This window comes from uncultured Roseobacter sp. (assembly GCF_947495025.1).
Taxonomy (GTDB): Bacteria; Pseudomonadota; Alphaproteobacteria; order Rhodobacterales; family Rhodobacteraceae; genus Roseobacter.
In genome coordinates, this window is sequence record NZ_CANLXG010000001.1 from 662865 (window position 1) to 686082 (window position 23218).

The 23218-nt window shown below is 61.0% G+C and carries 27 protein-coding genes; 1 reads left to right on the forward strand and 26 read right to left on the reverse strand.

Going from position 1 to position 23218, the window contains the following annotated elements:
* Positions 1 to 1308: a pyruvate dehydrogenase complex dihydrolipoamide acetyltransferase gene (locus Q0792_RS03235; RefSeq protein ID WP_298836363.1), complete on the forward strand. Its 1308-nt coding sequence runs from the start codon at positions 1 to 3 to the stop codon at positions 1306 to 1308.
* A 62-nt stretch (positions 1309 to 1370) separates the two neighbouring features.
* Here the strand turns inward: Q0792_RS03235 and Q0792_RS03240 are convergent, their stop codons facing one another.
* The 26 genes from Q0792_RS03240 to fabD form a co-directional block, all read right to left on the reverse strand.
* Positions 1371 to 2147, reverse strand: a complete 777-nt coding sequence (locus Q0792_RS03240) for a hypothetical protein (RefSeq protein ID WP_298836365.1) — start codon at positions 2145 to 2147, stop codon at positions 1371 to 1373.
* Positions 2148 to 2271: 124 nt separating this feature from the next.
* Entirely contained in the window at positions 2272 to 3081 is an 810-nt protein-coding gene (cysE, locus tag Q0792_RS03245; protein ID WP_298836367.1) for a serine O-acetyltransferase, read from the reverse strand.
* 106 nt (positions 3082 to 3187) lie between these two features.
* Positions 3188 to 3478, reverse strand: a complete 291-nt coding sequence (locus Q0792_RS03250) for a hypothetical protein (protein ID WP_298836370.1) — start codon at positions 3476 to 3478, stop codon at positions 3188 to 3190.
* Complete coding sequence (locus Q0792_RS03255) at positions 3478 to 7416, reverse strand: glycoside hydrolase TIM-barrel-like domain-containing protein (RefSeq protein WP_298836372.1); 3939 nt, start codon at positions 7414 to 7416, stop codon at positions 3478 to 3480. The genes Q0792_RS03250 and Q0792_RS03255 overlap by 1 nt, the downstream gene beginning before the upstream one ends.
* Positions 7416 to 7862, reverse strand: coding sequence for a peptidase (locus Q0792_RS03260; protein ID WP_298836374.1), 447 nt, complete (start codon positions 7860 to 7862; stop codon positions 7416 to 7418). Before Q0792_RS03260 ends, Q0792_RS03255 begins: the two co-directional genes overlap by 1 nt.
* Positions 7859 to 8746: a DUF2163 domain-containing protein gene (locus tag Q0792_RS03265; protein WP_298836376.1), complete on the reverse strand. Its 888-nt coding sequence runs from the start codon at positions 8744 to 8746 to the stop codon at positions 7859 to 7861. The genes Q0792_RS03260 and Q0792_RS03265 overlap by 4 nt, the downstream gene beginning before the upstream one ends.
* Positions 8746 to 9378 (reverse strand): DUF2460 domain-containing protein, encoded by a 633-nt coding sequence (locus Q0792_RS03270; RefSeq protein WP_298836378.1) that lies wholly within the window; start codon positions 9376 to 9378, stop codon positions 8746 to 8748. Before Q0792_RS03270 ends, Q0792_RS03265 begins: the two co-directional genes overlap by 1 nt.
* A 21-nt stretch (positions 9379 to 9399) precedes the next feature.
* A complete protein-coding gene (locus tag Q0792_RS03275) occupies positions 9400 to 10059 on the reverse strand; it encodes a phage tail tape measure protein (protein ID WP_298836380.1) in 660 nt (219 codons plus the stop codon).
* Positions 10049 to 10261, reverse strand: a complete 213-nt coding sequence (locus Q0792_RS03280; protein WP_298836381.1) for a rcc01693 family protein — start codon at positions 10259 to 10261, stop codon at positions 10049 to 10051. The genes Q0792_RS03275 and Q0792_RS03280 overlap by 11 nt, the downstream gene beginning before the upstream one ends.
* Positions 10258 to 10575, reverse strand: coding sequence for a gene transfer agent family protein (locus Q0792_RS03285; RefSeq protein WP_298836383.1), 318 nt, complete (start codon positions 10573 to 10575; stop codon positions 10258 to 10260). The genes Q0792_RS03280 and Q0792_RS03285 overlap by 4 nt, the downstream gene beginning before the upstream one ends.
* Positions 10576 to 10577: 2 nt before the next feature.
* Positions 10578 to 10991 (reverse strand): phage major tail protein, TP901-1 family, encoded by a 414-nt coding sequence (locus Q0792_RS03290; RefSeq protein WP_298836385.1) that lies wholly within the window; start codon positions 10989 to 10991, stop codon positions 10578 to 10580.
* A gap of 32 nt (positions 10992 to 11023) precedes the next feature.
* Positions 11024 to 11434, reverse strand: a complete 411-nt coding sequence (locus Q0792_RS03295; RefSeq protein ID WP_298836387.1) for a DUF3168 domain-containing protein — start codon at positions 11432 to 11434, stop codon at positions 11024 to 11026.
* A complete protein-coding gene (locus Q0792_RS03300) occupies positions 11431 to 11769 on the reverse strand; it encodes a phage head closure protein (RefSeq protein WP_298836389.1) in 339 nt (112 codons plus the stop codon). The genes Q0792_RS03295 and Q0792_RS03300 overlap by 4 nt, the downstream gene beginning before the upstream one ends.
* A complete protein-coding gene (locus Q0792_RS03305) occupies positions 11766 to 12365 on the reverse strand; it encodes a head-tail connector protein (protein WP_298836391.1) in 600 nt (199 codons plus the stop codon). The genes Q0792_RS03300 and Q0792_RS03305 overlap by 4 nt, the downstream gene beginning before the upstream one ends.
* 163 nt (positions 12366 to 12528) lie before the next feature.
* Positions 12529 to 13707: a phage major capsid protein gene (locus Q0792_RS03310; RefSeq protein ID WP_298836393.1), complete on the reverse strand. Its 1179-nt coding sequence runs from the start codon at positions 13705 to 13707 to the stop codon at positions 12529 to 12531.
* A gap of 65 nt (positions 13708 to 13772) precedes the next feature.
* A complete protein-coding gene (locus tag Q0792_RS03315) occupies positions 13773 to 14330 on the reverse strand; it encodes an HK97 family phage prohead protease (protein WP_298836395.1) in 558 nt (185 codons plus the stop codon).
* A 45-nt stretch (positions 14331 to 14375) separates the two neighbouring features.
* Complete coding sequence (locus Q0792_RS03320; protein ID WP_298836397.1) at positions 14376 to 14582, reverse strand: hypothetical protein; 207 nt, start codon at positions 14580 to 14582, stop codon at positions 14376 to 14378.
* 6 nt (positions 14583 to 14588) lie between these two features.
* Complete coding sequence (locus tag Q0792_RS03325; RefSeq protein WP_298836399.1) at positions 14589 to 15767, reverse strand: phage portal protein; 1179 nt, start codon at positions 15765 to 15767, stop codon at positions 14589 to 14591.
* A gap of 118 nt (positions 15768 to 15885) precedes the next feature.
* Positions 15886 to 17112: a terminase family protein gene (locus Q0792_RS03330; protein ID WP_298838589.1), complete on the reverse strand. Its 1227-nt coding sequence runs from the start codon at positions 17110 to 17112 to the stop codon at positions 15886 to 15888.
* Between the two features lie 52 nt (positions 17113 to 17164).
* Positions 17165 to 17509 (reverse strand): hypothetical protein, encoded by a 345-nt coding sequence (locus Q0792_RS03335; protein ID WP_298836401.1) that lies wholly within the window; start codon positions 17507 to 17509, stop codon positions 17165 to 17167.
* Positions 17510 to 17777: 268 nt separating this feature from the next.
* Complete coding sequence (gene mltG, locus Q0792_RS03340) at positions 17778 to 18944, reverse strand: endolytic transglycosylase MltG (RefSeq protein WP_298836404.1); 1167 nt, start codon at positions 18942 to 18944, stop codon at positions 17778 to 17780.
* Positions 18944 to 20203, reverse strand: a complete 1260-nt coding sequence (gene fabF, locus Q0792_RS03345) for a beta-ketoacyl-ACP synthase II (protein WP_298836406.1) — start codon at positions 20201 to 20203, stop codon at positions 18944 to 18946. The genes mltG and fabF overlap by 1 nt, the downstream gene beginning before the upstream one ends.
* An 88-nt stretch (positions 20204 to 20291) precedes the next feature.
* Positions 20292 to 20825 (reverse strand): GNAT family N-acetyltransferase, encoded by a 534-nt coding sequence (locus Q0792_RS03350; RefSeq protein WP_298836408.1) that lies wholly within the window; start codon positions 20823 to 20825, stop codon positions 20292 to 20294.
* Between the two features lie 164 nt (positions 20826 to 20989).
* Complete coding sequence (locus tag Q0792_RS03355; RefSeq protein WP_028091986.1) at positions 20990 to 21223, reverse strand: acyl carrier protein; 234 nt, start codon at positions 21221 to 21223, stop codon at positions 20990 to 20992.
* A 251-nt stretch (positions 21224 to 21474) separates the two neighbouring features.
* Entirely contained in the window at positions 21475 to 22212 is a 738-nt protein-coding gene (gene fabG / locus Q0792_RS03360) for a 3-oxoacyl-ACP reductase FabG (protein ID WP_298836420.1), read from the reverse strand.
* 14 nt (positions 22213 to 22226) lie between these two features.
* Entirely contained in the window at positions 22227 to 23159 is a 933-nt protein-coding gene (gene fabD, locus Q0792_RS03365) for an ACP S-malonyltransferase (protein WP_298836422.1), read from the reverse strand.
* Between the last annotated feature and the right edge of the window lie 59 nt (positions 23160 to 23218).

A 23218-nucleotide genomic window follows, 5' to 3' on the forward strand; every position in this document is an offset into this window, starting at 1 on the left:
ATGCCTACAGAAATTCTCATGCCCGCCCTGAGCCCGACCATGGAAGAGGGCACGCTCGCCAAATGGCACGTCAAGGAGGGCGATACCGTCTCCTCTGGCGACATCATGGCCGAGATCGAAACAGACAAGGCCACGATGGAGTTTGAGGCCGTGGACGAAGGCACCATCGGCAAAATCCTGATCGCTGAAGGCACCGAAGGTGTGAAAGTGAACACGACCATTGCCATCCTTCTCGAAGAGGGTGAGAGTGCGGATGATATCGGCGATACACCCGCACCCGCACCGGAAGCTGCGCCAGCAGCTGACGCGGCCGCCGAGGCGGCTCCGGCAGGAAGCCCCGAGAAGGCCGCCCCCGCTCCGGCGGCACCGCAGGCGTCTGATGGAAAACGTATCTTTGCCTCACCGCTGGCCCGTCGCATTGCGGCAGACAAGGGCGTCGATCTCGCATCGGTCAAGGGCTCCGGCCCGCACGGTCGGATCGTCAAGGCGGACGTTGAAGGCCTCAGCGCCTCCGCAGCACCTCAGGCAGCTGCAGCATCCGCTGCGGCACCGGCACCGGCTGCAACGCCCGCCGCTGGCCCTGCTGCCGACGCGGTTATGGCCATGTACCAGGGACGCGAATACGAGGAAATCAGCCTCAACGGCATGCGCAAGACCATTGCAGCCCGCCTGACAGAGGCCAAACAGTCGATACCGCATTTCTACCTGCGCCGGGATATTGAGCTTGACGCCCTCCTGAAATTCCGTGGCGATCTGAACAAACAGCTCGAAGCGCGCGGCGTGAAGCTCTCGGTCAACGATTTCATCATCAAGGCCTGCGCCCTGGCGCTGCAGTCCGTGCCGGATGCCAATGCCGTCTGGGCCGGCGACCGGATGCTGAAACTGAAACCCTCTGATGTGGCCGTGGCCGTCGCGATCGAGGGCGGTCTTTTCACCCCGGTCCTCAAAGATGCCGAGATGAAATCCCTGTCGGCGCTGTCGGCAGAGATGAAAGACCTCGCGGGCCGCGCCCGCGACCGCAAACTGGCCCCGCACGAATACCAGGGCGGCAGCTTTGCAATCTCAAACCTCGGCATGTTCGGCATCGACAACTTTGATGCGGTGATCAACCCGCCACACGGTGCGATCCTCGCCGTCGGTGCCGGGGTCAAAAAACCGGTCGTCGGCAAAGATGGCGAACTGGCTGTTGCCACCGTCATGTCTGTCACGCTCTCGGTCGATCACCGCGTGATTGACGGCGCACTGGGTGCGCAACTGCTGACAGCGATCAAGGACAATCTTGAAAATCCCATGACCATGCTGGCGTAACACCCGTCATCCGATCACAGTTCTGAAGCGGCCCGGTTTTCCCGGACCGTTTTCCGTTGGGCTCAGCCGCTCACAGGTACCAGCGCGTCAATTTCCAGCACAATGTCACGCAGCCCAATGGTGCAATAAGAAGCACCGCCCTCCTCGTCATGTTCGGTAAAGGCCCTGCCCGGCTGAGGCGAGAAGACAAACCAGGTGTTTTCCGCGCCACTGCGCAGCGTCCGGGACAGGCTGCTGCTGACGACGTGGCCGGTGCGCTCCAGACCGAAAGTGACGCCACTGCCGATCTGCGTCTGGGGCCGCGTAGCACGCCCCGTGATAAAGGCATCCGGTCCGCTGGCACGCACGACCTCTGTGGTCGACAGGCCCGATGTTTCCGTCGTGACATAGACGCAGGGAGAGGTCTGGAACACACCCTCGATACCGCCTTCATTGCGACGGGTATAGCGCAGGACCGCGTCGTCGATCACCGTACCCTCCGGCAACCCGCTCAGGTCAAAGAACACCTTCGCCTGAAACGCGCTGTATATCCAGGTATCGCAGGGAAACGGATCCTGGCCTTTGACCAGCACGGATTCGTATCCTACCAGAGCGCCCAGCGCCTCAAGGCCACCACCATCCCGCCACAAACGCTCCGAACTGGACAGCCCGCCCTGCTCGTCGATGCCTGTGCAGGTACCTGACCGGGTACGATGCTGTGTCACCTGCATCCCCAGTATCACAGGTTGCAGACTGAAGCGCTCTGGCTCCAGATTTCTCAGCGTCTCTGTGATCAGATCGCATCCGGCCAGCAAAAACATGCCGGACAGAGCCAGTGCCAGACGACAGGATGATGTCATATCAATTTCTCCCCCACTGCGTTGGTGTCCAAGCTTAACATGGATGTCCCGGGCCGTGAGGGATTTGTCGCAAACAAAAAAAGGCCCCGGAAACCGGGGCCGTCAGTTTCGTCTTTTCAAAGGGTCACGCGTCAGGCCCCAGCATGTGGTTCATGGATACCGATGGCTGGTCACAGCCCGCCTCCCCCACGATCCGCGCCGGAATGCCCGCCACCGTTTTGCACGGCGGTACTTCTTCCAGCACAACAGAACCTGCAGCAATACGGCTGCAGTTACCAACCCTGATGTTACCCAGCACCTTCGCACCGGCGCCAATCAGAACTCCATCTCCGATCTTTGGATGACGGTCTTCTTCTTCTTTGCCCGTCCCGCCCAGCGTGACCGAATGCAGCATCGACACGTTGTCACCAACCACGGCCGTTTCACCGATCACAATGGAATGCGCGTGATCGATCATAATGCCACGCCCGATACGGGCAGCCGGGTGGATATCGACGCCGAAAATCTCGGAAACCCGCATCTGCACAAAATAGGCAAGGTCGCGCTTACCCTGCTTCCACAGGTGATGGCCGACACGATACGCCTGCATCGCCTGGTAGCCCTTGAAGTACAGGATCGGCTGCAAAAGCCGGTGACAGGCCGGGTCACGCTCGTAAATCGCAACCAGATCAGCACGCGCCGCCCGCACAAGCTCAGGGTCGGACGCATATGCCTCTTCGACCATTTCCCGTACGACAACCATCGACATCTCATTGGATGCCAGCTTGGCTGCAATACGATAGGACAATGCCTTTTCTATGCTCTTGTGGTGCAGAATACAGGCGTGCAGGAACCCACCCATCAGCGGTTCATCCAGCGCAGCCTGTCGCGCTTCGTTGCAGATCTGATCCCATGCAGGATCTACAGCAGCAATCTTTGCCTTGAGTTCAGCCATGGTGATGTTCCTTTCCCGGGAACATTTAACCTCTCACCCCGGAAATTCCAAACGCAAAGCCGTGATGGACCTCATTCCGTACAGGAATGTCTGTCGGAAACTCTCATCAGGTCGGGCGGTTCCTGAAAGCCCGGATACCCTCCAGAACGACAAGGAGACAGTCGCAGAACTCCGGATCCGTCAGATCACACCGCCTGCCAGCCGGATACCCTCTGGCGGCACTGCCCAGCGCGCCGTTACCCCAGCGTGGATGTGGATAGCCCAGCTTTCTGAAAAACACATCGGCATAGTGAGACTGCGTGATCAGCCGGTTCAGCAGTGGTCTGCGCTCGGTTTCCGGGACGGCATGCAGAACACGTGCCGTACTGACGAGGTCTGACAGTAAGAAGGCGCGCATCAGAAATCGATCCCAAGCGCCGTGGCCGGTCCGGGGCCATAGACTGCAGAGATCTGAGCAACTTCGACCGTAAACGGTGCCACAACGCCATCTTCACTGCGATCAAGCGGGCTGTAGCGCCATTCCGGCAGAGCTGTGGTGGTCTCCCGCCGTACATCACCGTCTTTCAGGACTTTCACCGCATAGCTTTCTGTCTCTTCGGCCAGCGGCACCTCAGGCGTATCCCAGTTGTCGCCATCAAGGCGTGTACGCCGTATCCAGCCGAACCGGACAGTACCGTCCGGCTCCGTGGACGACTGCAGGTGGACAGGTGAATAGGGACGCAAGCCATTGCCGTCGAACGCCGCAACGTCCTCGACATAGGACGGATCATCCACAGGCCGACGCGCGGCACCGATACGATACGTCTGCGATACACGTCTGAGGTTCCGGCTCAGATCAAGCTGGTTCGGTATCCCGTTCAGCAGCACAAACCATGATTGCTCTGGCCAGACATCCGGCATCACCGCGTCACTGCCCAGTTGCCCGCGCAGACGATGGGTCAGATCCCACGTGTTCTGATCGACAAGGACTGCTTCCCCGAACTGGAACACCTCCCAGTTTCCCGGCGTACCGTCCCCGATTGCTGCCAGGTTCGCCCCACTCAGCAGTGCAGCCTCCTGAACAGAACTCAGACTGCCACTGGTCAGCTTCACCCGCAGTGGTGCGCCATCATCAAAACGACCCGGGCGCGATGCACGCATTTCAGTTTCCGTGACACCAATGACCGAACGTGCCGATACGACATCCGTCAGTCTGAAATCGCTGTCACCGGGCGAGCGGTAAACAGACACAGTTCCGGGCCAGGGTTGTGCCGTCACAGCAAGATGGGGTGCATGGGCGACCTCGTCCCCGGTGATCAGGGGCAGATCCATGAAAAGCGGCAGGACCGGGACAGGCGGCACAAAAGAACGCGGCCGGGTGACCTCATCAGACAGTTCAGCAGGCTGATAGACATCCGGCTCTATCCGCACTGCCTCAACAATCTGCAGGGCGCCCTGCTCTACCCGGTCAATACGGTACAGAGCGGGGTTTCCGGACTGGTCACTTCTCAGCGACACCACATCTCCCGCGCCCATACTCAGACACGAGGGAGGAAGCGCAAATCTGATCGCTTCGCGCGCCACACGTGCCTCCGTCAGCCAGCGTTCCGCGGTCTGGCGTCCTTCCGTCCGGGTCAGTGCGATCGGTATCTCCGACGTTGAGACCGTATGCGCTTTTTCGTCCTCGAGAACGGCCTCTTCCGACAGCACTTCGAAACCTGCGTCTGCCTGCACAAACCGCAGCCTGACGCGGCCAGCCATTTCAGCTTCGGGTGACCGTGTCTGTTCAATGGCACCATCCAGCTCGGTACTCAGCGCGACCTGCTCCCGGTCCAGCGGGACAGGGTTCAGACCATTTCTCATCCGGAATACGAGCTGACCGTCCCGCTCCACCGCATCAAAGGCATAGCGCAGCATCAGCGGTTGCAATGCCTGACGTGCATCTCCCACCTCGCTGACCATATACCCCCGCACGGTTCCATAGAGCCCGCTGGTATCGAAGTTCACCAGACCGGCCCGGGTGCAGACCTCCTCAACAACAGAAGACAGTGACCGCGCAGATGTGCGCCCGTTGATCCAGTGACCGCGCGCGTAATTGGCCGCATCGCTCCACTGGTCGGCATTGTTCGGAAAATAAGGATAGGGACGCGCATCCCAGGCCCAGACAAAAGCACGATCCATGTTGACCATGCGCCCCGAATACACCGATGCTTCAGGGTTATTTTCCGGATCGTCCCAGTAGGAGACCATGGCGCGCAGATATTGCATCTGCATCAGATCATCCCGTGCGCCCGTTGAATATCTGGGCAGGCTGCTTTCGGATGATTTCGGATCCAGGAACTTGTTCGGCTGGTTTGTGCCCTTGTCGATCGACGCGCAGCCATATTCGGTAAACCAGAATGGCTTGGATCCGGGTACCCATTCCGTGGGCGCAGCAGCGCGCACGCCGCCGGTACGCTCGTAGTGCTCGTTTTCCCACCAGTTGCGCAGATCTTTGTACCGGAAAACCCATGGTTCTCCGTGCGCTCCGTCTTCGATGGGTGACCTGACCTGCGCGGCGCGATCCTCTTCTGAGGCGTAGAACCAGTCGTATCCCTCCCCGCCGGCAATATTCGAGCGCAGATAATCCAGGTTATAGATCGAACCCGCGTCCCGATCGAGGTGCGTGTCGCCATCCCGCCAGTCTGACAGCGGCATGTAGTTATCAATACCGATGAAATCGATTTCCGGATCGGCCCAGAGCGGGTCAAGATGAAAATAACGGTCGTTGCTGCCATCCTGCGGCTGGTACCCGAAGTATTCAGACCAGTCTGCCGCATAGCTGATTTTCGTTTCCAGCCCGACGATCGCGCGCACTTCAGCAGCCAGCTGGCGCAACCGTTCAACCGCTGTGAATTTGTTGCCCGCACCGCGTATCCAGGTAAGACCGCGCATTTCCGAACTGATGCAGAAGGCCTCTACACCACCCGCTGCCTTGCAGAGCGCGGCATAGTGCAGCACAAATCGCGACAGCGTCCATTCATCCGGCCCGCTGTAGGTAACTGCACCACCGGCGACGGCGAAATCCGACGCCGAGACACTGCCGAAAAACGCGTCAACTTCCGCATCAGCGTCTGCCGTTCCGTCGGGTGATCCGTCCACGCCAGGCGCAACTGACAGCGTGATACGCCCGCGCCACGGCAACCGTGGCTGGAACGACCCGGGCGCATAGGGATCGGGAAGCGTGTTGTCGTTCAGCTGATCCATCAGAATGAACGGATAGAACATGACCGCTTTGCCCGCGGCGTGCATCGCCTGAATCGCCTGCATCACGGCGCGGTCGGCGGGTGTTCCGCCATAAACGGGACGCCCCTGTTCATCCAGAACCATGGCCTCGGCCGTTCCGCGGTTCAGACCGGAAACTACCCAGGGCATGTTTTCGCCTTCATATTCCTTCTTTTCGACTTTCGGCCGCACAGAACAGCTGCCACAGCGCAGATCGTTGCCGAACCACGAAACGATAAGCGATGCCGCCTCGCAGTTCGGAAGCTCTTCGTCCAGCGCTTCAAGGGAGACCCGGAAGTCCGGTTTCTCGGTCGGCGTGTTGACGTTGGCGGTCCAGCGACTGCCCGGTCCGTCTGAGTAATAAACCGGTGTCGTGGCGAGCGAATACTCACCTGTCCCGGGCATCAGAGCCACAGAACGGATGCCATAAGTCGGCGCAAAGCCTGCATCCGCCTCTCCGGTCTGCTCAGGGCGCGAGACCTCAAAAGAAAACTGCGGCACCCGGTTGCCAAACGGCTCAAGGGCCAGGTTTTCAAAAACCACATAGGCCGTGCCCCGGTAGGCCGGCACCATGCCGGTGCCTTCAATCGCTTCTATGACAGGATCAGGCAGCTGATCTGTGCTGCCTTTGTAAATGCGCATGTTCAGGTCGTCAGGGGCGATCTCCTCACCATCTGCCCAGATCCGCCCGACACGCGTAATCTCGCCCTCGCAGATCGCGACGGCCAGGTTGACGGTGTAACTGTAGCTGCGGGTCTGCGGCTGGCTCGGCGCGCTGATGCCCTTGCCACCGCCGCCCGACACGCTGACAACCTCGGAAAAGTCCGATGCCCAGATGACCTGGCCTCCGAGACGCATCCGACCATATACCTGTGCCAGCGGTTCGCCTTCGCTGGCGCTGAACAGACGAAAGCGATCGACACGACCTGTCTCAATCGCATCTGATCCTTCACCGATCAGCTTCTGATCGATCACGCGACCAACGGTGGCACCAACGGCCCTGCCGATGACCGCCGTCGAAATGCCCGCAACTGTGCCACCAAGTGAGGCACCAAGGGCCGAGCCCGCAGCGGAAAGAACAATCGTAGCCATCAGCTGGCCTCCTCTGGAAATGCAAAACGGGCAACAACCCGACGCCGCCAGGGGCGACTGAGCGCGCTTTCAATGACCCCAAAACGCGAATAGGCATGCACAAAACTGGCTTCGGCGCCGATACGGCCGACGATACCGAGGTGTTTCGCCACAGCACCCGTCCGCATACGGAAGAGCAGCACGTCTCCCGGTGCTTCATCCTCCAGTGTTTTGGGTGTCAGATGACGCAGGGCAGCCGCCCACAACTGTTCGTCCCGCCGTACTTCAGACCAGTCCAGCGAATACGCGGGAACCTTTTCCGGCTCATCGCCATAAAGCGCACGCCAGACCCCGCGCAAGAGCCCAAGGCAATCCGTGCCCGCCCCTTTGACAGATGACTGGTGCACATAGGGCGTGCCGATCCAGCCACGGGCTTCTGACAAAATCAGATCTGTTTGATACGTCATCTCAGGCTCCCGCCGGTGTTCGGACCGGTCGATTTCGGCACGGCAAGCATCCAGTCTTCGCCGGGCACATCCGGAAACCCCTGAAAATTGGCAAGGTTCAGGAATTTGGTGCGGCAGGTTTCACTCCGCTTGTCGCAACCCGCGATCAGCCGCACCATGGTCCCGGCCGGAATGTCAGCACGCACCGGTTCCCAGAGCTCTATGATCCGGGTGCTCCCGTCCGTACGGTCCTGCTTAATGATGCCCTTGAGCCCGGCCGCTGGCCCGTCCAGTACCTCAAAACGGCCCCGCGCAAACCACCCTGCGGCAAAAGCATCCACATTCTGCCAGCGAAACACGCGGGCGTTGCTGACGTCTTCAACCGGTATATCAAGTGAAAACCCCGGCGCAGTCAGATCAAAGCCACAGACACTGTCGCCCAGTACCGCCGTGCAGGGTTTCTGGTACACCCGGCCCAGCGGCCGGTTCAGTGTTTCGGTCAACCCGCGCAGTTCAGCCTGAAAACCGCCATCTGCTCTTCGAAATTCGCCGATAGAGCCCCGGAACTGCATCCATCGCTGCGACACGTCCTGCCAGTTGACCAGCCAGGCCTCAACCGTGGCATCGTCAAACCGGCCCTGCTCGATATCAGTTTCGCGGATCGAAAGATCACTCAGAGCACCGAGCGCCTCCGTGTTGTCGACTGAAAGACCCGTGGACTGTGCCAGTGTCATCGCGCTCATACCGGTATCCGCGCGAAACGAAATGCCATCGAACGACAGCTCACGGTCATGGTCTGTAAAACCCAGCACGATCCCGTCTTTGCGTTTTATGGCCCACGCATGAGCTATTGTGGTCAGTCCACTTTCCAGGTGGGCCTTCAGCCCTGCATCCATGCCGCTCATCAGATCCGAACCTCGACAATTGGCACATTGGGCACTTCGCCGGCCTGAAAGCTCGCCACACTGGTCAGAATGCTGTCCGTGTCAAAGCGGACCGGCACGTCGAACTCAAAACCGGCGGTAACCGGATCCCCAGCCGCAGGTGCTGTTACGAACGTGATTGTACCGGTGGCGAGGTCCATCGTGTAATCCACCGTTTCAGCCAGCTCATTGCCGGCAACTGCAACCCGCACCGTGCCGGCAACCGGCTTGGTGATGGGCCGCACGTAGGTATGTTCACCGGAACGGTATGTTTTCGTCAGTGAAAAGGCGGTCTGGCTGTCATCGCCGGTCCCGATCTCCTGATCGATGGCGGTGATTTCTTCAGACGGCTTCCGGGAGCGGAAATCAGACCAGTCTTTCCAGCGAAATGCGTAAAGCTGTCCGAACCGGGCCTCAAAGAATGCAATCATTGTCTCCACGTCATCGAGCGACCGCATACCCACGCCTGCATCGTAGCGCCGACGCGAATGAGCCCACGGCGCATTGCGCTCTTCAAATCCGTTGCTGATTGTCACCACATCGGTGCGGCGTTCCGGCCCACCGACCGAGCCAAAGCTCAGAGTGACCGGAAATCTGACTTCGTGAAACTGCATGGGTCTGCTCCCCTTAGTGATTTATCGGTTGCGCTGGCCACGGCTGAGCGCACGCGTCATCTGCGCCGCGATCTGCCCCTGGCTGCGCTGGAACCCCTGGACGTCCGGGGTGGAAATGTTCATGACGATTGTGCTGCCCGTGCCGCCGGCTCCGCGCACACCAAGTTTACCGTCCGGACCACGCGCCAGCGGCATGATCGCCTCAGGCCCGGCCTCACCCATGATCCCCATACCACCGCGCATCCCGAAGGGCGTGGCACCACTGACGATACCGCCTGTGGCAAAAGGCATGACACGGCCCTGACTGAAAGGCGCGCCGTCGGCAAAAGGCAGAATGTTGTCTACCAGACCACCAACTCCGCTGGCCAGAAGGCCGCCCAGCTGGTTGGTGACAGGCTTGATCGCCGCATTGTAGGTGGCATTGATCATGCTGTTCGCAACAGTGTTCAGCGCTTCAGACAGGTTGATGCCGTCAAAAATCACACCGTCGAAAGCACTCTTGAGCCCTCTGCTCAGACTGCGCTCCAGAATGGCCACATCGCGGCCGGTGGCCTGCAACGAGGTTTTCATACGCTGCAGTTCTGCGTCGAACCCGCTCACCAGAGTGCCTGTCTGCCCCAGGGTTTCGTTCAACCCGTCGGCGCGTGCCTCCAGATCCTCAAAGCCGCGTTCATCGGTCATCTGTTCCGTCCTTTTTCTCTTCGTCTGGCCAGGCGTCCATAAGCGCCTGAAGACCACCGCTCAGAAGCGGCCCGGACTGACCCGGTTCACCAAGCATCAGCTGAAACTCCGCAGGCGTCAGCTGCCAGAACTCCTCTGGCCTGAGACCCAGCCCCCGGATCCCGGCACGTATCAGTGCCGGCCAGTCGAGGCCTTTGCTCATGCGCCCGGCACCACAAAGGCACGCGCAAGCAGTTCCGCAGCTGCCCGCGCGGCGGCCATCGGGCCTCCTTCAATCCGGGCGTGCAGCAGATCCTCAGAGGACAGATCGCACCGCCCTCCCCGCAGACCTGCCCCAAGCAGGGCCAGCACGTCGCGGCTGGTGAAACTGTTGCTTTCAAAGCGCTGCACAAGCTCCAGCAGCGATCCGGCCTCCAGGCCGTCCTCCAGCTCTGCCAGGGCCCCCAGCGTCAGGCGCATCACATGTGTTTCATCATCGATGACCAGGGCCACATCACCCCTCCAGGGATTTGTCATGGTCAGAGCGCTGTGAAGGTCAGGCTACCGGCACTGGCCAGCGACAGCTCGTATGTCGCTTCGCCGTTGTGGCTGCCGCCATATTCAATGGATGTGACCTGAAAAGGCCCCTCAACAATGCCAAAGTCCGGAATGACGACCTGAAACGCCGGCGCCTCGCCATCGAAAAAGAGCTGACGCGCGCGCTCATCGGTATCCGCGTCGCGAAAAACCCCGGAGCCGCTGATGGAGACAGAGCGGACACCCGCGCCTGACAGCAGCTCGCGCCATCCCCCCTGACTTTCCAGGCTGGTGACATCGATTGTCTCGGCATTAAAACTCACGCGCGTGGCGCGCAGCCCGGCCAGTGTCGAAAACAGGCCCGTGTTATCCATATCGACCTTGATCAGCAGGTCCTTACCGTTCTGAGCACCCATGGGTTCTCTCCTCGTGCGTTGTGTGTGTGGCGTTATTCGTCTGTGACGCGGGCGCGAAATCGCAGCAGGATCTCGCGTCCGGCGTTGTCATCAATCTTCCGGGCCTGGGCGCGCTCAAAGCGCATGAACACCAGACGGCCCCGTGTCAGCGACAGGTCTGCATCGTGCAACACATCAGAAACCGCTGCAGCGACTGCCTTTGCACCTGCAAAACCCGGCTGCGTCGTGAAGACGGAAATCTCTATCGTGTGGAACGCGCCGGACCCGGTCTGATCAGACGCATCCCGCGCCCGTTCACGGCCGAGACCGACCCAGGTTTCAGGCACTGTGCCTGTGGGAACGGCATCGTAGATATCAGTCCCGACAAGCGCCGCCAGAGCCGTGTCACTGACGAGGGTTTCGTATATGGCGGCCTGCAGCGCGCCCGACATGGCATAACTCATACCGCAGTCTCCTCTGTGGCAAAGCAGGTGATGTATCTGCCGTCAGCGTCTTCCTCAGCCACCGCCTGGATGACAAAAAGACGCTCGCCGTCGCGAAACCGCTGTTCTGGCCGCGGACGGTCCGGCGCACCAAAAGGCGTGCCGCGCACAACAATCCGGTAGCTCATGGCAGAGATTGGCGCACCCGACTGGGCTGTTTCACGGCCCGTCCTTGCGGTAACCTGTGCCCACAGAGTACCGAGAACCTGCCACTGCGTGACAAAGCCCCCTGCACCATCGGGCACCCGTTGCGGCTCTTCGAGCTCAAGGCGGCGGTTCAGCCGCGGCGTAGTCACCGCAGACCCCCCGTCCCGATCCGCATGATGCGATACCGCTCGATCAGGCTGGTCACACCAAAGGGCATGCAGCCGTCGCTGAGCGAGGTCTCGTTGCGGTATTCATAGTAATGCGCTGCCAGCAGCATCACCGCCTGGCGCAGATCCGGCGGCACATCGGCCCATGCAGCACCGTAGCCTGCATCAAACCGGATCACGACGGACCCGTTTGCGGGAATGCCGGGAAGTGCGGCGCCCGTTGACCGCAGGCGCGGCCGCTGACTGTCTTTCTCCAGCCAGTAGGCTTCGGGCGCTGCCAGTACCTCATCACCGTTGCGTGCGACGATTGTCACACTGCTGATGGCCGACACAGGCGCCAGAGGCAGCCCCTGGGCATTGAGATCGCGCCAGAAAGACAGCGACCAGCCAAAACTGCGCGTAATCAGGACCTTGCCGGTCCGCGCCTCTACGGCACCGATCGCAGCGCGCAGAAAGCCGGTCAGCACCTCGTCCTGCGACGTTTCCTGACCGAAGCCTGTACCCAGACGCAGGTGCGCCTTGAAATCTTCGACCGGCAGCGCGCCGTCCGGCACCGTCGTCTCTTCGATCAACATCATCGAAACTCTCCAGTTCTCCTGCTCCCCGGTCGTGGAAACCGGGTGCGCACCTGTCCGTGTTGCTCGGTCGGAGGGGAGCAGCTAGACAACACGGAACCTGCCGGAGCGCACCCGGCCCGGTGACACGGCAAATGCCGCGACACCGGTATCGTCACTTCACAGTTCAGGAGGTGGCGAATTTCAGCAGCTTGATCGCTGCAAAGTCGCTTACGTCACCGCCGACGCGTTTTGTTGCGTAGAACAGAACGTTGGGCTTGGCGCTGAACGGGTCGCGCAACACGCGCAGATCGGGACGTTCGGCGATGGTGTAACCTGCGTCAAAGTCACCAAAGGCAATTGCATCGGCACCGCTGGCGGCATCCGGCATGTCTTCGGCGATCAGTACAGGATACCCCATAAGACGCGCAGGTTCGCCTGCCGCGAGACCATCGGCCCAGAGGAAACGACCATCATTGTCCTTGAGCTTGCGGATCAGGCCCGCTGTCTTGGAGTTCATGACAAAGGTTGCATTGGCGCGGTACTGCGCACCCAGCGCATAGACCAGATCAATCACCGAATCTGCTGTGACATCACCGTCGATACCCGTCGGCACATAGCCGATGTTACCCCAGGTCCAGACATCATTGTCGACGTTTGTGTGGTTCAGGAAACCACGCGGTTTATCGACACCATCCCCGTTCACGAATGCAGCGGCTTCTGCCCGCGCAAAACGGTCCGCGATGCGCTCAGCCAGCCAGCCTTCGATGTCGAATGCGCTGTCGTCCAGCAGGCGCTGGGATGTCTTGGGCAATGCACTCAGTTCGTGCAGCGGAATGACAATGCGGTCGATCTGCGGTGTGCCTGTCTCGGTCGTATCCGCAGTCTCGGTTGCCCAGCCCGCACCAAGATCGGTGTGGTCCACAAGAACGTCGTAGGATGTTGCCTCGACATTCACAACCGACGCCACAGAGCGGATCGAAGATGTCGACCGCAGTACCGAGTTGACCGCGTCAGAGGTCTGCGGATCCACCAGGTAACCACCGTCAGCGTTCAGCGCCGTGGACATGGATTTCACATCCATCTCCAGGCCGCGCAGACCGTCGTCGTCACCGGAGCGCAGGTAATCATTGAAAGCCTTCTGATGCGGTGCGCCGGCATCAACGGCACCTCCGAGAGGTGTGCGTTGGGGGAGGTTCGATTTACGGTCCAGCATGGTGAGTCGCTCTTCTGTTTGTTGCAGTTTCATGTCAATTTCGTTCTGGAAGTTCTTGAAATCAGTGACAAAGCCGGTCACGGCCTGTCTGACGTCCTCGGCAGGGGACAAACCTGTCCCGCCTGCCGCCTTTGCTTCGGTCTTGCTCATTGGCAGTTTCCTCAATGTGGTGGTTGCGGCCGCACGTCCGGCGCGGCCGGTACAACAGGTGCGCGTCAGCGGCGCGCCAGATCAGCGCGCGCACCCGCAAAGGCGGCGGCCATGTCACGCAGGGTGTCCTCCAGACCGGAATCCTCCGATTTGGCGGCGACCCGCGCACTGGGCAGCATCGGAAAGGTCACCAGCGACACTTCCCAGAGCTCCAGTTCCGTCAGAAGGCGCTGGCCTTCCGTGTTCTTTGTGGCCTTGCGTGTGCGATAGCCGATGGACAGCCCGTCAATGGCACCCGCCCTGATCAGCGCTGCGGCCTCGCGACCCTTTTCGACGCTGTCCAGCAGTCGTCCGCTGACCCACAGGCCACGTGCGTCCTCGCGAACCTCGTCCCAGATCCCGATGGGCTGCGCGGGATCATGCTGCCAAAGCATCTTTACGGTCGCCCCGCGGGCGGACAGCGCCTCAAGCGATGCTTTGTATGCACCCGGCGCGACAACGTCGTTGCCCTGATCAACGGCGCCGAACAGACTGGCGTATCCGCTGATAATCCCGTCGTCCTCAACCGCGACGGCATCGCCGAAACGGGCAAATTTGTGCTCCAGCCCGGTATCATGTTCCATGGCGTTTCTCCTTGAATATCTGGTGTGACCTGCGACCGGTCGGCATCATGGCGCGGCGGCCAGCAAAGACTGCAGACCCTGTCCCAGGATCATTGCGACGATGCCGTAAACCGTTAACCACAAACGCTTTTCCAACCGCTCCATCATCTCTTCGATCCGGTCGAGCCGGCGTGTCAGATTGGCGTGCTGGATCTCGGCCACCCGTTCATGGGCCTGCAGACGCAGCCCCGGCGCGCACTCGAATTTATCCATTGCCGGTCACTCCCCGGCCCCGAGCGCGGGCAGACCCAGCAGGGCACGTTTTTCGGCCTGTGTCAGAAAGTCTGCGCCGGCAACGCGGTTCCACTGAGCATCCCGCTCTGTGGCCAGGGCAGGTACCTGATCAAGATCAGGTTTGAGGGTCAGCGCCTCGCCGGAATATCCGGCAATCCAGTTGGCCAGCGCGGCTGTAACCCGTGTGGCCAGCGGCAGAACCGTCAGGCGATAAAACGCCCGGTGCGCTTCCTGATAGTTGGAATAGGTCGCGTCACCCTGAATGCCCAGCAGCATCGGCGGCACACCAAAGGCCAGCGCGATCTCACGCGCCGCGGCTTCCTTGGTTTTCTGGAATTCCATGTCTGAGGGCGAGAAACCCATGGGTTTCCAGTCCAGCCCGCCTTCCAGCAGCATCGGGCGTCCGGCGTTACGCGCGCCCTGATGATGGCTTTCCATCTCGGCCACCAGTCGTTCGTACTGATCGTTTGCCATACTGCCCTGCCCTTCGGCACCGCGATAAACAATGGCCCCCGACGGACGCGCGGCATTGTCCAGCAGCGCTTTGGACCAGCGGCTCGCTGAATTATGCACATCAACAGCCATGGCTGCGGCCTGCATCGGGCTGAAGCCGTAATGGTCGTCCTGCGGGTGAAAACTGCGGATGTGGCAGACAGGCTGCAGATCGCCGGACGCATCAAAACGGTGCTTGCGACCACCGACTGCGTATTCATAGGCAACAGGCCAGCCATCCGCGCCGGGTACTACGCTCATCCGGTCCGAGCGCAGCACGTGCAGCTCAACCGGTGTGCCAGCTGCACCCGCAACGGCCTCAACATATCCGTTCCCGGTCAGCAGCAGCTGCGCATAAAGCGCCTCCAGCAGTTCCGCGCGGCCCTGCATCGGATTGGGCTGCGACACCAGTGTCATCAGCGGATGTGTCTCATACCGCTGCTCACTGTCCTGCAGCACCAGCGGCAGGGCCGCGGCAGCTTCGGCGATCAGCTTGACAGACCGGAACCCTACCGGATTGCCCGAAAAGCCGGTCCGCGTCAGCGACACCGCATCTCTCGGGCTCCAGGCGACACGTCCCGACGACTGCCAGGACACGACAGGCCCGGTCGCGCTCGCCTTCTGTTCCGGCACATTCACCGGCGCCGCCTTTTTCAGAAAGTCAAAAACCATAGTGTCGCTCCTCAGAATTGGACGCCGCGCGGTGACAAAGCCCGCGCAACACGGCAGCCGGCACCGGGCTCGCCGGTCCGTTGCCTCATTGTTCAGAAAATTTCAGGAAATCTGGTTACTAGAGCGTACGCACCCTCGGCGCGCGCCATTTTGCAACCGGTTCGATCATCAGCGCATGCAGCGCCCAGACCAGCGCATCTACCCTGTCAGGTGATCCGCGGCCCTCATATCCCTGTACCGTCATGCGGCACATCTGGTCTTCGAGCACCTCAAGACCCGGCATGTGCCGGACCCGGCCCTGTTCATAAAGCGCGGCAACCGGTTCGGCCCGGGCAGACTTGCCCCGGGTCGCATGAACGGCTGTATAGGGTACCAGCGGATCAACCTGCCGCAGCACCTCTTCCACCATCTGCCCGCCCTGATTGACTTCTGCCACCAGGCGGTCAGCCCCATAAAACTCCATCGCTTCTACAGCCGCACGGGCCCACCCGGCAGGGCTTGCGCCCGCAACCGTGCAATCGGCCAGAACAACGGCGCGCCATTCCTGTGGCGGCCCCTGCATGGTGACACCGGCAACGATGATACCGCATTCATCAGACGACTTGCTGCCCGTAGTCGACGGATCAACCGCCACCACAATACGGTCCAGCGCCTGCGCGTCGCGCACCCGGCACGCCTCGATCCCTGCAGTGGTCCAGAGCGCACCTTCGGCGTCCTCAAGCAAAACACCGTCCAGCTCCTGCCGTCCCAGCCGGGTCCCGGCATAGCGGGTCCGGACTTCTTCCAGGAATGACGCCGCCAGATTGGCTGCATTGGCCTCTGTCGGCGCATGCGTCACAACGGTCGACGGCGCCTTCAGCAGTTCTTTCAGCACGCCAACGTTGCGCGGTGTTGTGGTGACACAGACCTGCGGCCTGTCACCAAGCCGCAGTGCAAACTGCAGCATATCCCATGTAGCCTCTGCTTTTTTCCATTTGGCCAGCTCGTCGACCCAGGCCGCATCAAACTGCGGCCCCCGCAGTCCCTCAGGGTCAAACGCCGAATGCACCGTGGCTATGGCGCCATTTGGCCAGACCAGGCGTTTGCGCCCGGCCTCCCAGACCGGCCTGCGGTCCGGCGGCGAACAGGCAAGTATCCCACTGTCGCCGAAAATCATCACTTCGCGCACCTGATCGACGGTTTCGCCCACCAGGGCCACCCGGCGCGCTCTGCCCTCGTCGAGCGGTCTTGCTCCCTCAACCTGTGACCGGACCCACTCTGCACCAGCGCGGGTCTTACCCGCACCACGCCCGCCCATGATCACCCAGGACCGCCAGTCGCCGCCGGGCGGCAACTGATGTGGCATGGCCCAGAACTCGAAAAGATAAGGGAGAGCCAGAAGCTCTCCCTCATTCAGTTCATTCAGGAAGCTCTCCTGCACGTCCCGTGCAGCGGAGCCGATCCAGCTTGCACCCGATATCAGCCCGTGCTTTTTCAAGGTCGAGGGCATAGCCCCCCTGGGCGATACCGGCGGATTTGCTTCGGCATTCGACAAGTCGGTTCTCCACTTCCTGGCAGGTTCTCAGCAGCGACGTCGCTGACGCTACCGTTTTGCTGCCTTGTGTTGTCTGTACGGCCTCTCCTGCGCTGACCTTCTGTCTGAGGTCTTCAAGTTCTTTGCGCAGATCTTTTACGGATCCGATGACCGACTTCAGCAGGTCTTCGGAAAGTGCCGCTACGTGCTCCGGGGTGTATAGAGTCATTCAGGTTCTACCTCTCATGCGCGTAGGTCTCCGCACGAGAAAAACGAAAAAACGACCCGTCGGGATCACTCCCGGGGTCGTTTGCCCATTTCTTCCAGCATGTCACAAGTTATACGCAGGACCGTGCGCAAAGTCAAGAAAAATCACGTCAAGTCAAATGGTTGACCGTACGGTGCCGTTAACCTTTTGCGTCCGGCGCGGCGCCCGACAAGCGGAAACCTGATGTTTTACAGGTCTTTCGCCGCGCTCCCGGAACCGTGACCGGATATCAGTTTCCGGTGGACTGCTCGCGCCGTTCCGCTTCGATTTTCCGCCACTCGGCGACGTTGCGGTTGTGCTCCTGCAGGGTCTCGGCAAAGGCATGTCCACCCGTCCCGTCCGCCACAAAGAAGATATAGGGCGTCTCCAGCGGGCGCGCTGCGGCCTCCAGGCTGGCAAGCCCGGGGTTGGCAATCGGCGTCGGTGGCAGGCCCTCGATCACATAGGTGTTCCAGGGGGTCGCCGCACGCAGTTCACTCTGGCGCAGTCCACGTCCGAGCACGCCCCGCCCTTCGGTCACGCCGTAAATCACGGTCGGGTCAGTCTGCAGACGCATCCCCCGGTTCAGCCGGTTCACGAAAACGCTGGCCACCTGGCCGCGTTCTTCCGCCACGCCGGTTTCTTTCTCGATGATAGAGGCCAGTACAAGCAGTTCTTCGGGTGTCTGAACCGGCAGATCCTCGGCGCGGGTTTCCCAGACTTCTGCGACCCGCGCAGCCTGGGCATCCGCCATCCGCGCCACGACCTCGCCGCGGGTATCGCCCGGGCGCACTTCATAGCTGTCGGGTGCAAGCGCTCCCTCAGGCGGCAGTTCGGCCACCTCGCCCTCCAGAACATCCATCGCCTTCAGGCTTTCAACAACCTGCCAGCTCGTGACACCCTCGGCCAGCGCGATCCGAAAGCGCGTCCCGGCGCTCCCCTTTCGGTCGACATAGACCTCTGGTGTCGCGTCTTCGGCCGGATTGAACGATGCCAGTTCCTCGAACCGTCCTGAGGTCGGGTTCAGCTCGCGCAGCTGCACATTCACGCGGTTCACACCCACGCGGTAAACCACCTCGGTCCCGCAGGTGCTGGCGCCTCCGCGCGTGACCGTATCCACGATCTGGGACATCGATGCACCCGGTTCAACCAGATAGCTGCCCGCCTTGAGCAGGGACGACTTTTCCGCATAATCCGCGCCAATCCGGAACAGCGTGGCAGAACTCACGGCTCCCTGATCCTCAAGCTGCTCACTCACGCGGCGCATGTTGGTCCCGCGATCCACCTGGACACAGACCGCCTCGGCCAGCGGACCCGCACCCTGATACTGGCGCTGCCCCCAGAGGATCACGCCACCCATCAGGAACAGCAGCACGATCAGCGCCGTCACCGCATTAGATGCGATATGTCGCCACATCAGCCGACTTTCCCGAAGACAACGCTGGCATTGGTACCACCAAACCCAAAGGAATTGGACAGCGCCACGTTGATCTCGCGTTCGCGTTTAGCGTTGGGCGCCAGATCAATCGGTGTCTCAACCGCCGGATTGTCCAGGTTGATCGTGGGCGGTGCCACCTGATCCCGGATCGCCAGGATCGAGAAAATCGCCTCGATCGCACCCGCCGCACCCAGCAGGTGGCCAGTGGCGGATTTGGTCGACGACATGGTCACATTGCCCGCGTGATCGCCCATCAGGCGCTCAACGGCACCCAGCTCGATGGTGTCGGCCATGGTAGATGTGCCATGAGCGTTGATGTAGTGCACGTCAGAAGGTTCAACACCGGCGTTGCGCAACGCATTGCGCATGGAACGCTCGCCACCTTCACCGTCCTCAGAGGGGGCGGTGATATGATAGGCATCACCCGACAGGCCATATCCCAGCACTTCGGCATAGATTTTCGCACCGCGCGCCTTGGCGTGTTCGTATTCTTCCAGAACCACAATGCCCGCGCCCTCGCCCATGACAAAACCGTCGCGGTCTGCGTCATAGGGGCGGCTGGCTTTCTGCGGATCATCGCCGCGTTTCGTGCTCAGCGCCTTACATGCGTTGAACCCGGCAATCCCAATCTCGCAGATCGCGGCTTCGGCACCACCTGCGATCATCACATCCGCATCACCGTGCTGGATCAGACGCGAGGCATCCCCGATGGCATGTGCACCGGTCGAACAGGCCGTGACCACCGAATGGTTCGGCCCTTTGAAACCGTACCGGATCGACACCTGACCCGAGATCAGGTTGATCAGTGCGCCGGGCACAAAGAACGGCGAGACGCGGCGCGGTCCCTTCTCATGCATCATGACGGCTGTGTTCGCGATAGAGTTCAGACCACCGATACCCGAGCCGATCAGAACACCAGTGCGCTCAAGGCTCTCTTTGTCCTCCGGCGTCCAGCCCGCGTCCTCAACAGCCTGCTGTGCTGCGGCCATGCCAAACAGAATAAAGGTGTCGACCTTTCGCTGTTCCTTGGGCTCCATGTACCTGCTGGCATCAAACGTGCCGTCCGAACCATCACCCAGTGGCACCTCGCAGGCATATTGCGTGACCAGCCTGCTGGCATCAAAGCCTGTGATCGGCCCGGCGCCGGACTGGCCGTCCAGAATACGCGACCAGCTTGCCTCGACGCCATCCGCCAACGGTGTGACCAGGCCCAGACCTGTAATAACTACTCTGCGCATCATTTTGCCCCCTTCAATTTGGTGCTCCCCATACAGTGAGGAGGCTCTCCTGTGCAAGTCCCGGCGCACGCTGCCCTGCAGCGACCCGCTATTGCGGCGGCCCCTTGCGCACCAGCAGTGTCACAGGGTCGCCATCCAGTTCCGCGTCACGCATGTGCTGGTATCCCATCGCCTCGGCAATCCGGAACGAAGCAGTATTTTCGGGCGTAATCATACAGACCAGCTGACCGGTAATGACCCTGTCAAACCAGTCATGCGCCGCGCGCACGGCCTCCATACCATAGCCCTGACCATGTGCGTCAGGTGTCAGCACCCAGCCTGCTTCGGGGAAACTGTCGAAATCCTCGCCCAGATCGCGTTTGGCATAAAAGAAACCGGCCTGACCGGACATATCGGGCGCACGGTGCCGGTGGATGGCCCATTGCCCGAAACCGGTAATCTGCCAGTGCCCTGCATTGCGCAGAAACGCCGCCCAGGCCTTGCTGCGGGGCCAGGGCGCACCGCCGATAAATTCGACCACCTCCGGCATGGACCAGATCTCTGCAAACCGGCTGAAATCCTCCGCGCGCATACCGCGCAGGGTCAGCCGTTGCGTATTAATGGTCGGAATCGTACGCGACATGTCCTGAGCCTCAAAATCACCGGAGCTTTTCGCCCTCTGGTGCAAATGATGGCGCAGGACGGTGACATGTTTCAAGCCCTGGCGGACCACGCACATGAAAAAGGCGCCTCTCCGCGGGGAAAGGCGCCTTTTCAGCTCACAGACCGGGCAGGCCCGGCCCGGGCTCAGGATGCTTCAGTGATAAACTTGACCGCATCGCCGAATGTCTGGATGGTTTCGGCTGCGTCATCGGGGATTTCGATACCGAATTCTTCTTCGAATGCCATCACCAGTTCGACCGTGTCGAGGCTGTCAGCGCCAAGATCGTCGATGAACGACGCATTCTCGGTTACTTTGTCTTCTTCAACACCAAGGTGCTCAACAACGATTTTCTTTACACGATCTGCGACGTCGCTCATATCAATCCCTCATTCTTTCGGGTCATGTCTCAGACCCCCTTTGGTTGCGGCCGCCCCGATATTCCGGGAAATGGCCGCGTTTGCCCCAAAAGGGGCGGCTCTTGCCCGGTCCGTCATGACAATTGTCAGAACCCCGGGTCGGTGACGTATCTGATTGCTCAGCCGCCGAATCCGTTCTGCGCTCCCTCTAGCATAAGCTGAAAGGATGGCAAACAGATTGTGCGGACCCCGCTGACCGGGGCCGGCACGGCTTACAACATGGCCATACCGCCGTTCACATGCAAGGTCGTGCCTGTGACATACGAGGCCTCAGGGCTCGCCAGATACAGCACACTGGCAGCGATCTCGGCCGGCGTTCCCATGCGACCAGCCGGGATCTGGCCCATAATTCCGGCCTTCTGATCGTCGTTCAGCTTGTCGGTCATGGCCGTCTCAATAAAGCCCGGCGCCACCGCGTTCACGGTAATCCCGCGGCTTGCGACCTCATATGCAAGGCTTTTGGACATTCCGACCATACCGGCTTTGGATGCCGCATAATTCGCCTGGCCCGGGTTACCTGTGGCACCCACGACAGACGAAATGTTCACAATCCTGCCCCAGCGTGCCTTCATCATGCCCCGCATCACGCCCTTGCACAGGCGGAAGGTCGCCGTCAGGTTCACGTTCAGCACCGACTGCCATTCGTCATCCGACATGCGCATGAACAGATTGTCGCGCGTAATCCCGGCATTGTTCACCAGAATATCAACGGACCCCATCGCCCCGGCGGCCTGTTTCGGCAGCGCGTCCACCGCCTCCATATCACTGAGATTACAGGGCAGCACATGCGCGCGGTCGCCCAGTTCGGCGGCAAGCGCTTCAAGCGGTTCTGTGCGGGTACCCGAAAGGCCGACCGTGGCTCCGGCAGCATGCAGGCTGCGCGCGATTTCCGCACCAATACCGCCCGATGAACCGGTCACCAGCGCATTTTTTCCCGTCAGATCAAACATGTCTCTTCTCCCGCTCAGGCCTCAAGGGCCGCTTTGATGTCATCCGGTGCCCCGATATTCCGCGTGCCCGCCTCTTTTGCGATCCTGCGTATCATGCCGCTCAGCGCTTTGCCTGCACCGATCTCCCAGAATTCTGTCACACCGTTCTGCGCCATCCATTCCACCGACGAGCTCCAGCGCACCTGCCCTGTCACCTGTTCGATCAGCAGCCGCCGGATTTCCGCCGGATCGGTTACAGCTTCGGCCGTGACGTTCGCCACCAGCGGCACGGAGGGCGCATTCATCGTGACCGTCTCGAGCGCTTCAGCCATTTTTTCGGCGGCAGGGGCCATCAGTTCACAGTGGAAAGGGGCCGATACCGGCAGCATCAGCGCGCGTTTCGCCCCCGCCTCCTTTGCCAGCACACAGGCGCGCTCGACCGCTTCTCTGGTGCCGGACACAACATTCTGCGCCGGATCATTCTGGTTGGCGACCTGACAGACCTGGCCCTGGGCCGCATCGGCGGCAACCTTCGTGACCGTATCGAAATCAAGGCCCAGCACCGCTGCCATAGCGCCCTGGCCCACCGGCACCGCCTGTTGCATGGCCAGCCCGCGTGTGCGCAGCAGACGGGCGGCGTCAGCCACCGAAAAGGTGCCCGCCGCTGCCAGTGCGGAATATTCGCCCAGCGAGTGTCCCGCCACATGGCTCACCCGGTCCATGCCCAGACCCTCGGCCTCCAGCGCGCGCAGGGCGGCCATGGATGTCGCCATCAGCGCGGGCTGCGCGTTCTCTGTCAGCGTCAGCGTCTCAATATCGCCTTCCCAGATCAAAGCACTCAGCTTTTCCCCCAGCGCCTCATCAACCTCATCGAAAACAGCCTGTGCCGCGGGCCAGGCTTCGGCCAGCGCACGGCCCATGCCGATGGTCTGGGCGCCCTGCCCGGGAAAAACAAATGCGATGCTCATATCTCACGCCCCTTATTTTCGGTTACTGCATGGATTAGCCTGCCCGCACGTCAAGGGCA

Excerpts from the sequence above, each read along its gene's own strand:
- Q0792_RS03235 (WP_298836363.1), top strand. The coding sequence starts at position 1 with ATGCCTACAGAAATTCTCATGCCCGCCCTGAGCCCGACCATGGAAGAG.
- Q0792_RS03240 (WP_298836365.1), bottom strand. The coding sequence starts at position 2,147 with ATGACATCATCCTGTCGTCTGGCACTGGCTCTGTCCGGCATGTTTTTG.
- cysE (WP_298836367.1), bottom strand. The coding sequence starts at position 3,081 with ATGGCTGAACTCAAGGCAAAGATTGCTGCTGTAGATCCTGCATGGGAT.
- Q0792_RS03250 (WP_298836370.1), bottom strand. The coding sequence starts at position 3,478 with ATGCGCGCCTTCTTACTGTCAGACCTCGTCAGTACGGCACGTGTTCTG.
- Q0792_RS03255 (WP_298836372.1), bottom strand. The coding sequence starts at position 7,416 with ATGGCTACGATTGTTCTTTCCGCTGCGGGCTCGGCCCTTGGTGCCTCA.
- Q0792_RS03260 (WP_298836374.1), bottom strand. The coding sequence starts at position 7,862 with ATGACGTATCAAACAGATCTGATTTTGTCAGAAGCCCGTGGCTGGATC.
- Q0792_RS03265 (WP_298836376.1), bottom strand. The coding sequence starts at position 8,746 with ATGAGCGGCATGGATGCAGGGCTGAAGGCCCACCTGGAAAGTGGACTG.
- Q0792_RS03270 (WP_298836378.1), bottom strand. The coding sequence starts at position 9,378 with ATGCAGTTTCACGAAGTCAGATTTCCGGTCACTCTGAGCTTTGGCTCG.
- Q0792_RS03275 (WP_298836380.1), bottom strand. The coding sequence starts at position 10,059 with ATGACCGATGAACGCGGCTTTGAGGATCTGGAGGCACGCGCCGACGGG.
- Q0792_RS03280 (WP_298836381.1), bottom strand. The coding sequence starts at position 10,261 with ATGAGCAAAGGCCTCGACTGGCCGGCACTGATACGTGCCGGGATCCGG.
- Q0792_RS03285 (WP_298836383.1), bottom strand. The coding sequence starts at position 10,575 with ATGACAAATCCCTGGAGGGGTGATGTGGCCCTGGTCATCGATGATGAA.
- Q0792_RS03290 (WP_298836385.1), bottom strand. The coding sequence starts at position 10,991 with ATGGGTGCTCAGAACGGTAAGGACCTGCTGATCAAGGTCGATATGGAT.
- Q0792_RS03295 (WP_298836387.1), bottom strand. The coding sequence starts at position 11,434 with ATGAGTTATGCCATGTCGGGCGCGCTGCAGGCCGCCATATACGAAACC.
- Q0792_RS03305 (WP_298836391.1), bottom strand. The coding sequence starts at position 12,365 with ATGATGTTGATCGAAGAGACGACGGTGCCGGACGGCGCGCTGCCGGTC.
- Q0792_RS03310 (WP_298836393.1), bottom strand. The coding sequence starts at position 13,707 with ATGAGCAAGACCGAAGCAAAGGCGGCAGGCGGGACAGGTTTGTCCCCT.
- Q0792_RS03315 (WP_298836395.1), bottom strand. The coding sequence starts at position 14,330 with ATGGAACATGATACCGGGCTGGAGCACAAATTTGCCCGTTTCGGCGAT.
- Q0792_RS03320 (WP_298836397.1), bottom strand. The coding sequence starts at position 14,582 with ATGGATAAATTCGAGTGCGCGCCGGGGCTGCGTCTGCAGGCCCATGAA.
- Q0792_RS03325 (WP_298836399.1), bottom strand. The coding sequence starts at position 15,767 with ATGGTTTTTGACTTTCTGAAAAAGGCGGCGCCGGTGAATGTGCCGGAA.
- Q0792_RS03330 (WP_298838589.1), bottom strand. The coding sequence starts at position 17,112 with ATGCCACATCAGTTGCCGCCCGGCGGCGACTGGCGGTCCTGGGTGATC.
- Q0792_RS03335 (WP_298836401.1), bottom strand. The coding sequence starts at position 17,509 with ATGACTCTATACACCCCGGAGCACGTAGCGGCACTTTCCGAAGACCTG.
- mltG (WP_298836404.1), bottom strand. The coding sequence starts at position 18,944 with ATGTGGCGACATATCGCATCTAATGCGGTGACGGCGCTGATCGTGCTG.
- fabF (WP_298836406.1), bottom strand. The coding sequence starts at position 20,203 with ATGCGCAGAGTAGTTATTACAGGTCTGGGCCTGGTCACACCGTTGGCG.
- Q0792_RS03350 (WP_298836408.1), bottom strand. The coding sequence starts at position 20,825 with ATGTCGCGTACGATTCCGACCATTAATACGCAACGGCTGACCCTGCGC.
- Q0792_RS03355 (WP_028091986.1), bottom strand. The coding sequence starts at position 21,223 with ATGAGCGACGTCGCAGATCGTGTAAAGAAAATCGTTGTTGAGCACCTT.
- fabG (WP_298836420.1), bottom strand. The coding sequence starts at position 22,212 with ATGTTTGATCTGACGGGAAAAAATGCGCTGGTGACCGGTTCATCGGGC.
- fabD (WP_298836422.1), bottom strand. The coding sequence starts at position 23,159 with ATGAGCATCGCATTTGTTTTTCCCGGGCAGGGCGCCCAGACCATCGGC.